Source organism: Trichocoleus sp. FACHB-46 (assembly GCF_014695385.1).
In the GTDB taxonomy this organism is placed as follows: domain Bacteria; phylum Cyanobacteriota; class Cyanobacteriia; order FACHB-46; family FACHB-46; genus Trichocoleus.
In genome coordinates, this window is record NZ_JACJOD010000046.1 from 1 (window position 1) to 15,845 (window position 15,845).

General features: G+C 49.1%; 19 protein-coding genes and 3 pseudogenes. 17 read left to right on the forward strand and 5 right to left on the reverse strand.

The features are described from left to right. On the forward strand, positions 1 to 135 hold a 135-nt coding region (locus H6F72_RS24730; protein ID WP_242017083.1), incomplete at its 5' end, for an IS1 family transposase. A 51-nt stretch (positions 136 to 186) separates the two neighbouring features. On the opposite strand, the gene H6F72_RS24735 is transcribed toward H6F72_RS24730, so the two are convergent. Further along, positions 187 to 375 carry a hypothetical protein gene (locus tag H6F72_RS24735; protein ID WP_190441954.1) on the reverse strand — a complete coding sequence of 63 codons (189 nt, stop codon included), beginning with the start codon at positions 373 to 375 and terminating at the stop codon, positions 187 to 189. 246 nt (positions 376 to 621) lie between these two features. Then, positions 622 to 783: pseudogene (locus tag H6F72_RS24740) on the reverse strand (transposase); the annotation flags it as partial. Between the two features lie 53 nt (positions 784 to 836). On the opposite strand from H6F72_RS24740, the gene H6F72_RS24745 reads away from it, so the two are divergent. Continuing rightward, positions 837 to 1,085 (forward strand): hypothetical protein, encoded by a 249-nt coding sequence (locus H6F72_RS24745; RefSeq protein ID WP_190441984.1) that lies wholly within the window; start codon positions 837 to 839, stop codon positions 1,083 to 1,085. Here the strand turns inward: H6F72_RS24745 and H6F72_RS31225 are convergent. Then, positions 1,044 to 1,202 carry a transposase gene (locus tag H6F72_RS31225; protein WP_190441958.1) on the reverse strand — a complete coding sequence of 53 codons (159 nt, stop codon included), beginning with the start codon at positions 1,200 to 1,202 and terminating at the stop codon, positions 1,044 to 1,046. The genes H6F72_RS24745 and H6F72_RS31225 overlap by 42 nt on opposite strands. Positions 1,203 to 1,270: 68 nt before the next feature. Between H6F72_RS31225 and H6F72_RS24755 the strand changes: the two genes are divergently transcribed. The 15 genes and pseudogenes from H6F72_RS24755 (at position 1,271) to H6F72_RS24825 (ending at position 13,801) form a co-directional block, all read left to right on the forward strand. Beyond that, the gene (locus tag H6F72_RS24755; RefSeq protein WP_190441959.1) at positions 1,271 to 1,483 is read left to right on the forward strand and encodes a response regulator transcription factor; all 213 of its coding nucleotides are present in this window, start codon (positions 1,271 to 1,273) and stop codon (positions 1,481 to 1,483) included. Between the two features lie 219 nt (positions 1,484 to 1,702). Beyond that, a complete protein-coding gene (locus H6F72_RS24760; protein ID WP_190441962.1) occupies positions 1,703 to 2,254 on the forward strand; it encodes a thioredoxin domain-containing protein in 552 nt (183 codons plus the stop codon). A gap of 41 nt (positions 2,255 to 2,295) precedes the next feature. Further along, positions 2,296 to 2,682: pseudogene (locus tag H6F72_RS31230) on the forward strand (VOC family protein). Positions 2,683 to 2,711: 29 nt separating this feature from the next. Then, positions 2,712 to 4,262, forward strand: a pseudogene (locus H6F72_RS24770) (GMC family oxidoreductase). A gap of 37 nt (positions 4,263 to 4,299) precedes the next feature. Continuing rightward, positions 4,300 to 4,731, forward strand: coding sequence for a cupin domain-containing protein (locus tag H6F72_RS24775; RefSeq protein ID WP_190441964.1), 432 nt, complete (start codon positions 4,300 to 4,302; stop codon positions 4,729 to 4,731). 23 nt (positions 4,732 to 4,754) lie between these two features. Continuing rightward, positions 4,755 to 5,381 carry an MOSC domain-containing protein gene (locus H6F72_RS24780; protein ID WP_190441966.1) on the forward strand — a complete coding sequence of 209 codons (627 nt, stop codon included), beginning with the start codon at positions 4,755 to 4,757 and terminating at the stop codon, positions 5,379 to 5,381. Between the two features lie 57 nt (positions 5,382 to 5,438). Continuing rightward, positions 5,439 to 6,308, forward strand: coding sequence for an alpha/beta fold hydrolase (locus H6F72_RS24785; RefSeq protein WP_190441968.1), 870 nt, complete (start codon positions 5,439 to 5,441; stop codon positions 6,306 to 6,308). Between the two features lie 115 nt (positions 6,309 to 6,423). Further along, complete coding sequence (locus H6F72_RS24790) at positions 6,424 to 7,173, forward strand: SDR family oxidoreductase (protein WP_190441970.1); 750 nt, start codon at positions 6,424 to 6,426, stop codon at positions 7,171 to 7,173. Positions 7,174 to 7,292: 119 nt separating this feature from the next. Further along, positions 7,293 to 8,117, forward strand: coding sequence for an alpha/beta fold hydrolase (locus H6F72_RS24795; RefSeq protein ID WP_190441973.1), 825 nt, complete (start codon positions 7,293 to 7,295; stop codon positions 8,115 to 8,117). Between the two features lie 114 nt (positions 8,118 to 8,231). Then, on the forward strand, positions 8,232 to 8,981 hold the full coding sequence (locus H6F72_RS24800; protein ID WP_190441974.1) for an SDR family NAD(P)-dependent oxidoreductase: 750 nt from the start codon (positions 8,232 to 8,234) through the stop codon (positions 8,979 to 8,981). Between the two features lie 65 nt (positions 8,982 to 9,046). Further along, positions 9,047 to 9,742, forward strand: a complete 696-nt coding sequence (locus tag H6F72_RS24805; protein WP_190441975.1) for a dienelactone hydrolase family protein — start codon at positions 9,047 to 9,049, stop codon at positions 9,740 to 9,742. A 162-nt stretch (positions 9,743 to 9,904) separates the two neighbouring features. Continuing rightward, positions 9,905 to 10,726 carry an alpha/beta fold hydrolase gene (locus tag H6F72_RS24810; RefSeq protein WP_190441976.1) on the forward strand — a complete coding sequence of 274 codons (822 nt, stop codon included), beginning with the start codon at positions 9,905 to 9,907 and terminating at the stop codon, positions 10,724 to 10,726. A gap of 166 nt (positions 10,727 to 10,892) precedes the next feature. Then, on the forward strand, positions 10,893 to 11,540 hold the full coding sequence (locus H6F72_RS24815; RefSeq protein ID WP_190441977.1) for a cysteine hydrolase: 648 nt from the start codon (positions 10,893 to 10,895) through the stop codon (positions 11,538 to 11,540). Between the two features lie 20 nt (positions 11,541 to 11,560). Further along, complete coding sequence (locus tag H6F72_RS24820; protein ID WP_190441978.1) at positions 11,561 to 12,388, forward strand: SDR family oxidoreductase; 828 nt, start codon at positions 11,561 to 11,563, stop codon at positions 12,386 to 12,388. Between the two features lie 24 nt (positions 12,389 to 12,412). Continuing rightward, the gene (locus H6F72_RS24825) at positions 12,413 to 13,801 is read left to right on the forward strand and encodes a mercuric reductase (RefSeq protein ID WP_190441979.1); all 1,389 of its coding nucleotides are present in this window, start codon (positions 12,413 to 12,415) and stop codon (positions 13,799 to 13,801) included. A gap of 710 nt (positions 13,802 to 14,511) precedes the next feature. Here H6F72_RS24825 and H6F72_RS24830 read toward each other — a convergent pair. Together H6F72_RS24830 and H6F72_RS24835 are read right to left on the reverse strand one after the other, a co-directional pair. Beyond that, positions 14,512 to 14,895: a nuclear transport factor 2 family protein gene (locus H6F72_RS24830; protein ID WP_190441980.1), complete on the reverse strand. Its 384-nt coding sequence runs from the start codon at positions 14,893 to 14,895 to the stop codon at positions 14,512 to 14,514. Positions 14,896 to 15,039: 144 nt separating this feature from the next. Then, positions 15,040 to 15,438 (reverse strand): hypothetical protein, encoded by a 399-nt coding sequence (locus tag H6F72_RS24835; RefSeq protein ID WP_206755461.1) that lies wholly within the window; start codon positions 15,436 to 15,438, stop codon positions 15,040 to 15,042. Positions 15,439 to 15,845: the final 407 nt, after the last annotated feature.

A 15,845-nucleotide genomic window follows, 5' to 3' on the forward strand; every position in this document is an offset into this window, starting at 1 on the left:
CGCTTCAGCTGCACCTTACGCCAACGAGTGTCCCGCTTAGTGAGGAAGACGTTATCGTTTTCCAAGAAGTTAGAGAACCATATTGGTGCAGTTTGGTACTTCGTTCATCACTATAATGCGTCCTTACCTATTTAGGACTACCCAGGCTTTAAAGCTTAGGGGGTAACAAGAAGGCTAGAACAATGACTAGAGACGGAAAGCAGCGTCTAGACCTCGCTGAAGATAGGGTTGCTTATTGTCACTGAGTTGTAGCCAAGACTCTGCCCAATGGGTGGCTAAGTCCATACCATCTAACCAGGCTTGGGCAGGCAAGCCGACCCAGAAATCGCTATGAAAGTGTTTGTAAAAGGTCGTTAAGCAGTGCTTGATTTCCATCTCCGTCGATTCTTCGTTAATCGCTACAGCATCAATCGAATCATGACCACATAAATCATGCCTTCGTGATTCTCGGGTAAGCGCTCATAGTCGCGAGTGAGGATAGGAGCATTCTATAACCAAGTCCAAGTGCGCTCGACAATCCATCGTTTGGGTTCGACCTGCAAGCCTTTGCTCTCTTCAGGACAACTGGCTAATTTCTAACTCTACTTGCCATTCCCCCAAGGCTCGTTGAATCAGAGTTGCTCATTCACCTCGATACCCTTTGTCTGCTAGAACTTTGGCAATCCTTTCGTAGAGGTCCAACACCCACAGCAGTACCGCAGGGGCCGCTTTAACGTCAGCTGTGTTGGCAGCAGTGACATAACAGCCTAAGACCAGTCCTAGCACATCGACGACAATATGGCGCTTGCGCCCTTTCTACCTGTTTATGGCCATCCACCCCGTGTTCTTCCCCCTTTATGTCCCAGTTTGACCGACTGGCGGTCAATGATGGCCAGACTCGGTTGGGCACTGCGTCCTTCGTGAACTCGTACTTGCTGCACGAGTGCTTGATGGATTTGCTCCCAAAGGCCCAATCTCACCCACAGACGAGAGTCGCCCTAGACGGTTTGCCCTTCTTGAATGCCCGAAGGGCTATGGCTGGGAACTCATGGGGTAAGTTACGCCTATTTGGTGCCATTGTCCGCTCGGTAGAAGATAGCATTTAACACCTCACGCAAGCTGACTTCTCGAAGTTTGCCCACGGGTTTCTGTGGCGGTAATAAGGGGACTATCCTTTGCCATTTCTCATCCCTGAGGTCACTGTCATAGTAGCCCAGGCTCATCGTTTCGCTCCTAGAAACTTCAACTCCTTAGGTATCGCTTATTCTATTGCCTGAATCCTTTCTGTTTTATGTCTCTTTACAAACACTCTCTAAGCGATCGCGAACAAGAGGTCGTGCATCAGATGGCACTTGGCTTAAGCAATCATGATATTGGTGCGGCCTTAAATATTACTGAAAGTACAGTCAAATTTCACATTAACCGCATTCTAAGCAAATTAGGCGTGAGCGATCGCACTCAAGCGGTAATTACCGCGTTGAAGTGGGGACTCGCCAAGCTGTGACAAGCGATGGAACTGAACTTAAGTTCGGTTGAGGATGCATTCCAAAGTATAGTTAAAAACTGTCGTTTTATCCCTTTAATCAGTGAACTCTGGGTTGACGACAAAACTGCATTGATTTCATAAGCTGAAATCATACAAATAGTGGAAGCAGGGGAAATTACGGATAGGAGTCATGGCAATCCTTGATGCTGTGAGAAACCCCTTTCTCTAAAGCATCCGATGAATCAAGATAGTTATCCTAATCAACTCTTTGTTTCCCCCTCACAACGCGATCACTATCAGGGGATGCTCAATGCCCCGATCATACTTGTGGAATATGGGAATTATCAATGCCCTCAATGTAGGGAAGTGCGTCAGTTGATTCAGGCAATTCAGCAACATTTTAATTCTGGGTTTTCTGAGGAGAATTGGGTATGTGTGGTGTTTCGTCACTTTGTGCAAAATTCGATCTATCCTCAAGCACAAAAGGCAGCACAAGCAGCAGGCGCACAAGGTCAATTTTGGCAGATGCGTAACATGCTGTTTATTCATTCACAAGAGTTAGGACACGCCTATCTCGTAGAGTATGCCGATGTCTTACGTCTCAATATTTCAAAATTTCTACAAAATTTATCTAATCAAGTACACGTCGATCGCATTAATCAAGACATGAAAAGTGGATTAAACAGTGGAGTAACATCTCTTGCAGCACTGTTTATTAATGAAATTCGCTATCGCGATCGCTGGAATATGGAGCAATTGATGGCAGCTATTACTGCTGAAAATCATTAATTTCTCTACAAAGTTTAGTTCTCTGAAAGGAGCAAAAAACATTGAAGTTTTCCTACACAATTCTCTATGTCAAAGACGTTACCCACGCGATCGCGTTTTATGAACGTGCCTTTGGACTAAAGCAACGATTCATTGATGAAGGTAAGCAATACGCTGAGATGGATACCGGTGGAACGGCCCTTGCCTTCGCTACTAATGAGTTTGCAAACTCTAACCTACCCTAGGGATTTCAAGAAAATAGCTTGTCGAAGTTGCCTGCTGGCATTGAGATTGGTTTTGTCACAGAAGACGTAGCTGCCGCGTTTGCGCAGGCTGTAACAGCAGGTGCTGTAGCGGTTGTCGCCCCTACCGTAAAGCCGTGGGGACAAACGGTTGGCTATATCCGTGATTTAGATGGCATTTTAATTGAGCTGGGTAGTCCGATATAGCTGATCAAAACAGAGGATATTACCTTGTCATGGCTCAGTACGACTACGTTGTATTTGGTGCAGGCTCAGCAGGTTGCGTTCTCGCGAACCGTCTGACCGAAGACAGTGAAACAACCGTGTTACTCCTTAAAGCTGGTAATCCGGATACGAAACCAGAGATTCACATCCCAGCAGAATGCCTTAGTTTGTTAGGTTCTGAAGTGGACTGGGCATATTTCTCTGAACCAGAACCCTACCTGAGTAACCGCAAAATCTTTTGTCCCCGTGGAAAAGTTTTGGGTGGCAGCAGTTCGATTAATTTCATGATTTATATGCGGGGCAATTCTCATGATTATGACCACTGGCAGTTATTGGGGAATTCAGGTTGGAGTTACCAAGATGTTTTGCCTTATTTCAAGAAATTGGAACACTTCTCACGAGGCGCTTCCGAATTTCATGGGGTCAATGGAGAGTTGAGTGTAAGCGATCTGATTGCACCTGCTGTGGTATCCCAACGCTTTGTAGACGCAGCGATCGCACTGGGATATAACCACAATCCTGATATCAATGGGATACAACAGGAAGGTGTAGGACTTTATCAGTTGACGATCAAGGATGGTAAGCGCCACAGTGCTGCTGCCTTCCTGCTGTCCATTCTCGGTCGTCCCAATTTGACTCTAACCCCAGGAGCGTTGGTAACTCGATTGTTGTTTGAGAGCAACCGTACTGTTGGAGTTGAATACCTGTACGAAGGCACGTTGCACCAGGTTAGGGTTAACCACGAAGTAATTTTAAGCGCAGGTGCGTTCGATTTGCCTAAACTGCTGCTTTCTGGCATTGGAAATGCAGCACACCTGCAAGCGATGGGAATTCCGGTCGTGGCGAATTTGTCGGGTGTGGGTCAAAACCTGCAAGACCATCCTGTTGTGCATGTGGTATACCAAGCCACTCAAGATTTACACCCTGCAAGCACCATTAGTATTGCTGAAGCGGGCCTGTTTGTGCAGACTCAGAGCGATCGGAATACTGCGCCAGATTTACAATCCCTCTTCGGTCCTGTCGTGTTGGCACCACCTGCTTATGCTTACGCTGGTGTGGGATTCACAAGTTTAGTCTGTTTGACCCATCCTCAAAACATTGGCAGTGTCAGTTTGCGTTCCCCCGATCCCCAAACCGCACCGATGATTCGGCTGAACTATCTGCAAGGCGAAGCCGATGTGCAAAAGCTTGTTACCGGGATTAAATTACTTCGTAACTTGTTCCATACCAATGCGTTTGATGAGTTTCGCGGTGAGGAAGTTGCTCCTGGCGCTGACAAGCAGAGCGATGCAGCACTCGAGGCTTACGTTCGGGAAGTTTGCGATACGGTGTATCATCCGGTCGGCACCTGCAAAATGGGCACTGACGCAATGGCAGTGGTAGACCCTGAACTACGAGTACATGGAATTTAGGGGTTGCGGGTTGTCGATGCCTCTATCATGCCAACGATCACCACAGGAAACACGAACGCGCCGACCATTATGATTGCTGAAAAAGCCGCCGATTTAATTAAAGCTACAGGTCGCGTTTCACAGCAAATACCTTTAGCAATTGCAAACTAACTCTTCATCACACAAATTGTTTATCAACAGGAGCATCGTGACACAACCTCTTTGGCTCTTTGGCTCTCGCCTTAACATTGTTGCCGATCACACTACAACCGGAGGGCAGTACGATCTGATCGAAGGCTACTTTCCACCGGGCATACAAACTCCTCCTCATCGTCACACGCGCTATTCCGAGCAACTTTATGTATTGGAGGGGGAGTTTACGGTTTGGGCAGGTGAGAACAAGGTTGTGCTGAATGCGGGTGAAAGCTTTCTGATTGCTCCATGTACCCCTCACGTTGTCGCTGCGCTTGGCGATCGCCCCGCTCGCGGATTGGTCGTCGCTGCGCCCAGTGCCTTTGCTCGATTGATTGCAGCAGTGGGGACACTGGACGAAGCAGAACCATCGAATATGGCGCTATTTGAGCGTATTTCTGCTGAGATTGGCGATGAGATTTTGGGTGCGCCCGGAGATTTACCTTAAACCCCAAGACTTTGGAGCTAGAGATGAAACTTATCTCTGTTAATGTCGGGCTACCGCGTGAAGTGACCTGGAGAGGAAAAACTGTTAGAACTGGAATTTTCAAAGCGCCAGTCAGCGATCGCGTGATGGTGCGGTCGCTTAATTTAGACGGCGATCGGCAAGCAGATTTAACGGTTCATGGCGGAGCAGACAAAGCAGTCTATGTATATCCATTCGAGCATTACGATTACTGGCGTGGTGAGTTACCCAATAGAGAGTTAATACTGGGCATCTTTGGTGAAAATTTTACAACTACTGGGTTGCGAGAGGATGAGGTGAATATTGGGGATTGCTTTCATGTTGGCACTGTCAAATTGATGGTGACCCAACCTCGGATGCCTTGCTACAAACTGGGGATTCGGTTTGGACGACCAGATATGGTGAAACGATTTCTCGCTAGTCGTCGCACAGGATTTTACTTTCGTGTGTTGCAAGAGGGTGAAGTCGGGGCTGGAGACACTCTAGAGTTGGTGAGTCGGGACAATAACAACATCACCGTTGCCGATATCACTCAACTTTATGTTAATGCAGAGGATAACCCAGAGCTACTGCACCGCGCGGCTCAACTTGAAGCTTTACCCAAAAGCTGGCGCGACTATTTTCAGCGGTAGCGTGTTTTGATTTCACGCCACAATTGCACCACTTATACAATTACAAGGAGTAACGGCATGACTACGTTCCGCACGGTTTCGATCGATGGTTTAGATATCTTCTATCGAGAGGCAGGCTCTCGTGAGAATCCAACAATTTTGCTATTGCATGGCTTCCCAACGTCATCGCACATGTTCCGAGATTTAATTTCTGCGCTGGCTGATCAATTTCATCTGGTTGCCCCTGATTATCCTGGTTACGGCAACAGTTCAATGCCAACTGTGAATGAGTTTAATTACACCTTTGATCACCTGGCTGAGACTGTGGATAAGCTTATTACCGCGATCGATCTCAAAAAATATAGCTTCTACGTGATGGATTATGGTGCTCCGATTGGCTATCGCATTGCCGCTAAGTATCCGGATCGAGTGCAAGCTCTGATTATCCAAAATGGAAATGCTTACGAGGAAGGTTTAGGTGAATTTTGGGAGCCGATCAAAGCGTACTGGCAAGACCGCTCGCCCGAAAATGCAGACAAGCTCAAATACCTTGTCACCCTAGAAACAACAAAGTGGCAATACACCAATGGTGTTCGCAACCCTGAAGCGATCAGTCCAGATAACTGGAATATGGATCAACGCTTCCTCGATCGCCCTGGCAATGATGAGATTCAATTAGCACTGTTTTATAGCTATGGCACAAATCCACCGTTATATCCACAGTGGCAAGAGTATTTCCGCAAATATCAGCCACCGACCTTAATTGTATGGGGCAAGAACGATTACATCTTCCCTGGCGACGGTGCTTATCCCTATCAGCGTGACCTAGAAGACGTTGAATTTCATTTACTCGATACCGGACATTTTGTTTTGGAAGAGGAAGGAGAGGCGATCGCTAATCACATTCGTCGATTTCTCACATCGCGACTGCAACCTATTCCTGCCTGACAAGTAGAAGGATGAGCTATCCCGAACATCCAATAGCTCATCCTCACCCTAACCACAGCCATGCTTAAACGGTGTTGTGAATTAGCAAACATCACAAACAATTACAGGACTTAACATGAACAAACTAGAAGGAAAAGTTGCGCTTATCACCGGTGGCAATAGCGGACTCGGTCTTGCCACTGCTAAACGCTTTGTCGCTGAAGGTGCCTACGTCTTCATCACAGGTCGTCGCCAACCTGAACTGGATGCCGCTGTAGAAGCGATCGGTAAAAACGTCACGGGTGTTCAGAGCGATGCCTCCAAAATGGAAGACCTCGATCGCCTGTTTGCCACAATCAAGCAAGAGCAAGGACATCTTGATGTGATCTTTGCCAATGCGGGCGGCGGAGAAATCGCCTCACTCGGAGCAATCACTGAGGAACACTTTGACAAAACATTCAACACGAACGTTAAAGGTCTGCTGTTCACCGTGCAGAAGGCATTGCCTCTGCTGCCAGAGGGCGCTTCTATCATTCTGAACGCCTCGATTACTTCAATCAAAGGCACACCAGCCTTCAGTGTTTATAGTGCAACTAAAGCCGCCGTGCGATCGTTTGCCCGAAACTGGATACTCGACCTCAAGGATCGCAAGATCCGGGTTAACGCTATTAGTCCTGGTGTGGTGCCCACCCCTGGCTATAACTTGATGGGATTGAATGAGGAACAGGTACAGGAATTTGTGGATAGCCAAGCTGCCAATATTCCATTAGGGCGAGTCGGCACACCTGATGAGATTGCCAAAGCTGTTGTTTTTCTCGCTTCAGACGACAGCAGCTTTGTGAACGGCATCGAGTTATTTGTTGATGGCGGCATGGCGCAGATTTAAAGCAGCTCTAGAAGCAGTTGGAAACGCTCCATCCGGGCTGTTGCTAAATAGGGTGATCCATCGTCGCAAGCAAGGCAAGCCATCAAGTCAACGTTCAACTAATTCACCCCAGGAGCCGCATGAGCACAATTACAACCAAAGATGGTACGCAAATCTATTACAAAGATTGGGGTACAGGACACCCCGTTGTCTTTAGTCATGGTTGGCCACTCAGCGCCGATGCCTGGGAATCGCAGATGTTCTTTCTTGCCTCACACGGTTACCGCTGCATTGCGCACGATCGCCGCGGTCATGGACGCTCAAGCCAACCCTGGAACGGCAACGACATGGATACCTACGCCGACGACCTGGCAGAACTTTTTGAGGCACTAGATCTAAAAGAGGCAGTGCTGATCGGTCACTCCACAGGTGGCGGTGAAGTGGCGCGCTTCATCGGACGGCATGGAACAGCCCGTGTCGCTAAAGCAGTGCTGATGGGCGCAGTGCCGCCGATCATGCTCAAAACGGAGGCAAATCCGGGTGGGCTACCGATTGAAGTCTTTGACGGCTTTCGGGAGGCGTTTTTGGCAGACCGATCGCAGTTCTTTCTGGATGTGGCGAGTGGTCCGTTCTTCGGATTCAATCGACCGGGTGCCAAAGTCTCTCAAGGGCTGATCAACGCCTGGTGGATGCAGGGCATGATGTCGGGTCACAAGAATGGATATGACTGCATCAAAGCGTTTTCAGAAACAGATTTCACCGAAGATTTGAAGAAGTTTGACGTGCCGACGCTAATCCTTCATGGCGATGATGATCAGATTGTGCCGATCGGTGCTTCTGCCCCCCTGTCTGCAAAGCTCGTCAAAGATTCAACTTTGAAAATTTACCCTGGTGGCTCGCATAGCCTAGGCGACACAAGCAGAGACCAGCTCAACGCCGATCTGCTGGCATTTCTCAAGTCCTAATGCTGAGGCGTTGAGGCAAAACATCGCTGCTAATGATCCGAATGGGTCATTCTCGTATAGTCGCACCTGTTACGGCTGACTGCTTGAAACCCAACCACCATAGGATTCACAACCATGAAGAAACTAGACGGAAAAATTGCAGTTGTGACAGGTGCATCCAAAGGAATCGGTGCCGCGATCGCCAAACACCTGGCAGCCGAGGGTGCAGCCGTAGTCGTCAACTATGCCTCTAGCAAAGAAGGAGCCGATCGCGTGGTTGATGAAATTAACAGCGCAGGCGGGAAGGCAATCGCCGTCCAGGCAGATGTTTCCAAAAAAGCAGAGGTCGAACAGCTTTTTGCCAAGACGCAACAGGTATTTGGCAGGCTCGACATCTTGGTCAACAATGCCGGAATGTATGAAAATGTCCCACTCGAAGACATCACGGAAGAGCACTTCCACAAGCATTTTGATCTCAATGTGCTGGGATTAATCCTTACTTCCCAACAAGGTGTAAGGTACTTCGGTTCGGAGGGCGGCAGCATTATCAATATTAGTTCGCTCGTTAGCACCCTCGCGCCTGCTACCAGCTCGGTCTATAGTGCAACCAAAGCGGCTGTCAATGCCGTAACGAAGTCGTTAGCCAAAGAGCTAGGTCCACGCAACATCCGTGTCAACTCCATCAATCCTGGTGTGGTGGAAACAGAAGGCACGCACACAGCGGGAATCTCTCTTGGTAATTTCCGCGAACAGGTCGAAGCGCAAACTCCGCTGGGTCGCATTGGACAACCGCAGGACATCGCTCCTGCGGCTGTCTTCTTTGCGTCCTCCGATTCAGCCTGGATCACTGGCGAAACGCTGTACATCACGGGTGGTCTTCGTTGACTTGGGTCAGACCGCTTTTGAGGCAATTCGGTCGGCGCGAAAAGGATCATCACAAAGGGAAACGCATGAGCAAATACATCACCGTGGATACCCAGGACGGAAGTTTCCATTCCTACGTGGCGCGTCCGGATGTCCTGCCAGCAGCAGCGATCGTTGTCATTCAGGAAATCTTTGGTGTCAACGCTGACATCCGAGACACCTGTGATGAACTCGCTTTGCAGGGATATATCGCAGTGAGTCCAGACTTGTTCTGGCGGATGGAGCCAGGTGTTGATATGTCGGACCAATCCGAGACTGAATGGAAAAAGGGCTTTGCCCTTTACACAGCCTTTGACTATGATGTCGGCGTTGCAGACATCGCTTCAACGATGGAGATGGCGCGATCGCTGCCTGGCACCAACGGAAAAGTTGGATTAATGGGCTACTGTCTCGGCGGACTGATGAGCTTTATCACTACGGCGCGCAGGGGTGCTGATGCCTCTGTCGTTTACTACGGTGGCAGCATGGAAAAGCACCTAGACGAAGCAAACAATATTAAGAATCCGCTGTTAGTTCATCTGGGTGAGGAAGATGAGTACATCTCCAAAGAAGCGCAAAAAGATATCATCGAAGCGCTAAAGGACAATGCAACTGCTCAGGTGTTCACCTACCCAGGTTGCAAACACGCTTTCGCCCGTCACCGTGGCATCAGCTACAACAAGGATGCAGCCGCCCTGTCCAATAGCCGAACCGCCGACTTCTTCAAGTTGCACCTCAAGTAGGGAAACCTTCCCCTACCTCGATCAAGAGAGTTAAACCAGTATCACTCCTGACGAACCAACAGAACGACTGTTGGGCGAAGAGCATTGTATCCACTTGAATCAGTGTGAAAACTGTCTTTTCACCATCCAACGAGATAAACAGACAACCAAGGAGATCACAACATGAACAAGCTCCCTCTCAGGAAAGGTATCCGCCTGCTTCTGATCATCGCACTCTTTTTAGGAACCACTATTATCACTTCTTTAGGAGCCACCATGAATCCTGCAAGCGCACAAGATAGCAAGCCCACAATCGTCCTCGTCCATGGTGCATTTGCTGAGTCTTCCAGTTGGAACGGTGTACTGTCCGAACTGATTCCGAAAGGTTATCCGACGGTTGCCGTAGCTAATCCCCTACGCGGAGTCAAGAGCGACGCGGACTACGTTACCAGCGTCCTCAAGGGCATTGAAGGTCCTATCGTGCTGGTTGGGCACTCCTATGGAGGTGCGGTGATCACCAATGCGGTCAATGACAATGAAAACGTGAAGGCACTCGTCTACGTTGCCGGTTTCGCTCCTGATGCGGGCGAGACTGCCGCTGAACTCTCAGGGCGTTATCCTGGAGGCACACTCGGACCAACGCTCGCGCCTCCAGTCGAGCTGCCCGATGGTGGCAAGGATCTCTATATTCAACAGGACAAGTTCCACGCCCAGTTTGCCGCAGATGTACCCGCCAGCGACGCACAGTTGATGGCTAGCACTCAGCGTCCAATCACAGAAGCTGCATTGAACGAAGCCTCCGGTGCGCCTGCATGGCAGTCCATCCCGTCCTGGTTTATCTATGGCGATCGCGACTTGAACATTCCAGCAGCAGCGCAGGCTTTCATGGCAGAGCGCGCCAGTTCAAAGGAGACGATCGTCGTAAATGGCGCGTCACATGTAGTGATGGTTTCCCATCCGGACGCCGTTGCTGAGATCATTGAGCACGCCGCGGCTGACAACTAAAGAGGCATAAACAGATTTCGGACATATGGAACTCGTCTTTTCGCAACTGTTTTGAATTCCATTGGAGAGCGGCTACCTTCTTTGCGTTCTCTCAACCTGGATCACTGGGAAATGCCGCTCAGGTAGCTTTTAGCAACCAGAAGCGTAAACATTAACAGACAAAAAAATGAACATTAACAAAAATGACACCGCAGTGGTCGTTATCGATCCACAAAATGATGTCTTGAACGAAACAGGAGTCTCCTGGGACTTAGTGAGTGAAAACGTTAGAGAAAACAAAACCATCGAGAACATTGAGCAAGTCTTCAAGGCTGCAAAACAAACTGGATTTGAGGTGTTTATCTCTCCTCACTATTACTATCCCACTGATTATGGGTGGAATTTTGCCGGAACGGTAGAGCGGATGATGTTGGAGTCTAAAGAGTTCGATCGCAGTGGTGCATTGAGTCTTGATGGTTTCTTAGGGTCTGGTGCTGACTGGCTCGATCGCTACAAGCCCTTCATTGAGGATGGTAAGACGATCGTGGTCAGTCCCCATAAAGCCTATGGACCACAGAGCAACGACCTTGTTTTGCAACTGCGTAAGCGCAATATCAGCAAAGTTATTCTCCTCGGAATGCTAGCTAACATCTGTGTTGAAGCTCACCTGCGTGACTTGATCGAACAAGGATTCGAGGTGCTAGTCGTCAAAGACGCAACGGCTGCCCCTCAGCATCCTGAACTGGGCGACGGCTACAAGGCGGCACTGATTAACTTTGGGTATATCGCTAACGCAGTTCTGTCTACAGATGAAATTGTAAAAGCCATGCAGTGAGAAAAGCATTTAAAGCAAATATGGCAAAAACCATTCTGATTACGGGAACCTCCTCTGGATTAGGCAAAGCCACTGCACGCCTTTTTGCTCACGAAGGCTGGAATGTTGTAGCTACAATGCGGCAGCCGGAGAAAGAACAAGAACTTGTTCAACTCCCCAACGTGTTTGTCACGCGGCTAGACGTTCAAGATCGCGTGAGCATCACCACAGCAATTGAGGCTGCGATCGCTCGCTTTGGGCAGATCGACGTTTTGGTCAACAATGCTGGCTTTGGGCTCTTCGGGTTGTTCGAGGCAACACCGCCCGAAAAAGTAGCAGAGCAATTCAACGTCAACGTCTTTGGAGTCATGGATGCTACACGTGCGGTTTTGCCGCATTTCCGGCAAAATAAAGCTGGCTTAATCCTGAATATAAGCTCAGGAGCAGGCGTAGTCACGCTGCCAATGCTTTCGCTATATTGCGCTAGCAAATCCGCCCTCGAAGGCTTCAGCGAAGCTCTTTCCTACGAGTTGACCTCGCAAAATATTGTCGTGAAGATCATTGAGCCTGGTGGCATCGCAAACACGAAGTTCGAGCAACGTATCGGCATTGAAGCGGTGGAGAATAGTGCAATTCCTGACTACGATCGCTTTGTCGTACACACCAACGCTGTCTTTGAAAGTCTCCGCGACGTGCGCCAAGCCACAGAGGAGGATGTTGCGAGGGTAATCTACCAGGCAGCAACCGATGGCACAAATCGTTTGCGCTACGTAGCAACAGAAGACATTCAATCGATGATGAAGGCGCGACGGGAAACCTCCGAGGATGAATATATTGCCTTCATGCAAACTCACTTTGGTGCCAAATGACCACTCACTTTAGGTAATGTAGGTATGGATTCTGAGTACTACGACGACATTATTATTGGCGGCGGTAAAGCAGGTAAAACACTTGCACCAGTACTAGTTGCTGACGGACGTAAAACAGCACTGGTTGAACGCAGCTTAACCATGATTGGTGGCGGGTGCATTAATCTCGCCTGCATTCCCACCAAAACGATGGTAGCGAGTGCTCACGTTGCAAATACAGTGCGAAATAGTGCTACCTATGGAGTTAAAACAGATGCACTCACCGTTAATTTAGCCACCGTAATTCAACGCAAACGAACGGTTGTCCGATCCATGCGTGACATGAATTTGCACAACCTAGAAACTGCTTTAGGCGACAACCTGATCATTGGAACAGGACAATTCGTTGCGCCCAAAACAATCGAAGTGACAACCGCCGAAGGTAAAACCCGGCACCTCACCGCAGAACGATTCTTTATCAATACAGGTACAAGGCCGTCAATTCCGCTGGTGCCTGGACTCGAAGAAACTGGTTTTTTGACCAGTGAATCGATCATGGAGCTAGAGCATTTGCCAGAACATCTGATTGTTCTCGGTAGCGGCTACATTGGCTTGGAATTTGCTCAGATGTTCAAGCGCTTTGGCTCTCGCGTCACTGTGATTGGGCAAAGTGAGCAAATTCTGTCACAGCAAGACCCCGACATTGCGATCGCTGTTCAAGCCCTTTTAGAGCGAGACGGTATTGAATTCTTGTTGAAGGCAAAGGTGTTAAGAGCCGATCGCGCTGGTAATGCGACTGAGCTACAAATTCAAGTCGCTGATCAGAAAATAACTCTCCAGGGTTCACATCTGCTCATCGCTGTTGGGCGTGTGCCTACCACCATCTCCTTAAATCTAGCTGCTGCGGGCGTAGCGACCGATGCCCGTGGGTTTATCTCAGTCAACGATCGTCTGGAGACCAACATACCGGGAATTTGGGCATTGGGCGATATCAATGGAGGACCACAATATACTCATGTATCCCTCGATGATTACCGCATCGTCAAAGCAAATCTGATTGATGGCGGCAACTGTAGCACCTGCGATCGCTTGATTCCATCCTGTCTTTTCATCGATCCAGAATTAGCGCATGTGGGCCTGACCGAAACCGAAGCACAGCAACAAGGCTATGCCCCTCGCGTGGCAAAACTGGATGCTTCAGCGATTCCCAGAGCGCGAACATTGGGGCAAACTGATGGACTGCTGAAGGCGATCGTGGACATCGAGACAGGTAGAATTCTCGGTTGTTCACTGTTATGCCATGAAGCGGGTGAAATGATTTCGACGGTGCAGATGGTGATGCAAGTGAGGATGCCTTATACCATTCTACGAGATGGTGTGTTGACTCATCCCACCATGACTGAGGGGTTAAATCTGTTGTTCTCGAAGCTGTAAAAAGGTTTATTTTCGCTGGGACGTGGCTAGTAACTAGAGTGAAATCAGTTAAGTTGGCAATACCTCTAAACAAGCATGGATACTTTGGCTATCTGTATCTGGATTACTATTGGGTTGAAGCAGATCGCTATCCGTTTCTAGTGCGGGTGAATAGCAAACTTGTGGGTTTTGTGTTGGTGAGTCAGTGTACGTCTCTTCCGGGCAGCTAATACTCAGTGGCAGAGTTCTTTATCTTGCGAAAGTATCGCCAGCGTGGAATAGGCCGTCAGGTTGCCTTTCACGAGTTTGATTGACTCTGTGGTTGTTGGGAGATCCATCAAGTTCTTACAAACATTGTTGCCCAACAGTTTTGGCGGAGTGGTATCGGAGCGTACACAGGGGGCAACTATACCGAGATAGTGATGGAAAACAAGGATTGGAGGAGCATTGTTCAATGTTTTGACAATTCAGGTAAGTTGAAGTCTTGAGTCAAATGGTAGCAGCGATCGCGGCAGAGCAATGGTGTTGGAGCGCACTAGCATAGTTAGTCGGTATTGTGGCAAAGATGATGGGCAACTGCTCAACAGACTCATTAGGCAGAATCTAGTTTCAGCTCACCAGTTCGATGGGAATAACGGCTCGTCATGCGATCGCCGACGGAAGGCTTGGGAGATGGCGCGGAACTCGGTGGGCTGAACGCCAACTACTGTTCGCTGGAGCGCGTAGTTAAGTTAGGTACCGAGGCCGGACGATGGGAGGGAACAGACTTCCATCGCTTGGATCAAGCCATGTTCAATGGTAAAACGGTGGCCAACGTGTTCGTCGGCAAGCATGGCTCCGGCCAGATTGCGTACGACCTGATGCACCTCGACCAAGACCTGCCCAGCGTCCTTCGGGTAAAAGATAATCGGCTCGACGTGCGGATTGATCTCGCTCCACGGCTCTGTCCAGTAAGCGCGGACTTCCTCAGCCCCACGGACAAAACCGCCTTTGAATGCTCTCGGCCAATGCACGTCGGGCGTCATGAGGGCGAGGGCAGCATCAATGTCACGCGCGTTGAAGGCTGCATACGCTGCGCGTAGCAGCTCGATTTCTGACGCAGGTTGATTTGGCATAAGAGGTAGGTGAATGAGACAGTGACTAACATTTATTAGAGCGCATTAGCGAACGCATTCAAGCCGCGCGCGGCAGGCTCACGACCAAGATAAACGGCGGCAAATAACCTTCGCAACTCCGCCAAGCTCCTCCAACTATCCGCTTCATCGACTGGTTGACTGCGATCGTGACATGCAACTAACTACAAGCGAATATGGCAGATTTGCACAATTATCCGTATTTAGAGGACGTAAAACCGGATGCCAAGTTGGAGGGTTGAGAGCAAGACCGACGTGATGAGCAATCTCCTCTGCAACAACCTCAATCGTTTTCCCCTCTGTATTGAGATGAACTGCAAATTTTTCGTCTGCCAAGGAGCTCAAGCAGCGATCAAGTTGATGCGCACCCCAAGAGTGACGGCCATCACCACGCCGACGCAAGCAACGCAGAATTGTCTTGCAAGAAGCCAGTAAAGTAAAATGATGCACTTGCAGCCCTTCCCTGCACAATGCACCGACTGTTTGATCGTGATAGAGCGGATTAACTACTGTCATGGGAACCATGATGAGTCCTGAATAGTTGTCCGCAACGTACCGTAAACTTTTGTAAGTAAACTCACGCCATACTGGATGGTCTTGAAAGTCTCTATGCATCACTGATGGCAGAAGTTTGCGAAGCGAAAAGCCAATTTACTCATGATCGAAGACAAAGCTACCAGGAATGCGACTGTGTAGCTCGAAGGCAGTCTGGGTTTTGCGGCGTTGCTGAAAGAGTAATGCTGGCTTTGGCACAATGAAGGTATGAAATGTCCTCAATGTCACTCCACTCACACAGCTAAAAACGGTCACCGTCGCGGCAGACAGTGCTATCAGTGCCAGCAGTGTGGTCGCCAATTTCTCGAGTCTTACCGTCCTTGGGCTTACTCCGATGACATCAAGCAACTGTGCATCAAAATGTATCTCAATGGCAT

Excerpts from the sequence above, each read along its gene's own strand:
- H6F72_RS24735 (WP_190441954.1), bottom strand. The coding sequence starts at position 375 with ATGGAAATCAAGCACTGCTTAACGACCTTTTACAAACACTTTCATAGC.
- H6F72_RS24745 (WP_190441984.1), top strand. The coding sequence starts at position 837 with ATGTCCCAGTTTGACCGACTGGCGGTCAATGATGGCCAGACTCGGTTG.
- H6F72_RS31225 (WP_190441958.1), bottom strand. The coding sequence starts at position 1,202 with ATGAGCCTGGGCTACTATGACAGTGACCTCAGGGATGAGAAATGGCAA.
- H6F72_RS24755 (WP_190441959.1), top strand. The coding sequence starts at position 1,271 with ATGTCTCTTTACAAACACTCTCTAAGCGATCGCGAACAAGAGGTCGTG.
- H6F72_RS24760 (WP_190441962.1), top strand. The coding sequence starts at position 1,703 with ATGAATCAAGATAGTTATCCTAATCAACTCTTTGTTTCCCCCTCACAA.
- H6F72_RS24780 (WP_190441966.1), top strand. The coding sequence starts at position 4,755 with ATGAAACTTATCTCTGTTAATGTCGGGCTACCGCGTGAAGTGACCTGG.
- H6F72_RS24785 (WP_190441968.1), top strand. The coding sequence starts at position 5,439 with ATGACTACGTTCCGCACGGTTTCGATCGATGGTTTAGATATCTTCTAT.
- H6F72_RS24790 (WP_190441970.1), top strand. The coding sequence starts at position 6,424 with ATGAACAAACTAGAAGGAAAAGTTGCGCTTATCACCGGTGGCAATAGC.
- H6F72_RS24795 (WP_190441973.1), top strand. The coding sequence starts at position 7,293 with ATGAGCACAATTACAACCAAAGATGGTACGCAAATCTATTACAAAGAT.
- H6F72_RS24800 (WP_190441974.1), top strand. The coding sequence starts at position 8,232 with ATGAAGAAACTAGACGGAAAAATTGCAGTTGTGACAGGTGCATCCAAA.
- H6F72_RS24805 (WP_190441975.1), top strand. The coding sequence starts at position 9,047 with ATGAGCAAATACATCACCGTGGATACCCAGGACGGAAGTTTCCATTCC.
- H6F72_RS24810 (WP_190441976.1), top strand. The coding sequence starts at position 9,905 with ATGAACAAGCTCCCTCTCAGGAAAGGTATCCGCCTGCTTCTGATCATC.
- H6F72_RS24815 (WP_190441977.1), top strand. The coding sequence starts at position 10,893 with ATGAACATTAACAAAAATGACACCGCAGTGGTCGTTATCGATCCACAA.
- H6F72_RS24820 (WP_190441978.1), top strand. The coding sequence starts at position 11,561 with ATGGCAAAAACCATTCTGATTACGGGAACCTCCTCTGGATTAGGCAAA.
- H6F72_RS24825 (WP_190441979.1), top strand. The coding sequence starts at position 12,413 with ATGGATTCTGAGTACTACGACGACATTATTATTGGCGGCGGTAAAGCA.
- H6F72_RS24830 (WP_190441980.1), bottom strand. The coding sequence starts at position 14,895 with ATGCCAAATCAACCTGCGTCAGAAATCGAGCTGCTACGCGCAGCGTAT.
- H6F72_RS24835 (WP_206755461.1), bottom strand. The coding sequence starts at position 15,438 with ATGGTTCCCATGACAGTAGTTAATCCGCTCTATCACGATCAAACAGTC.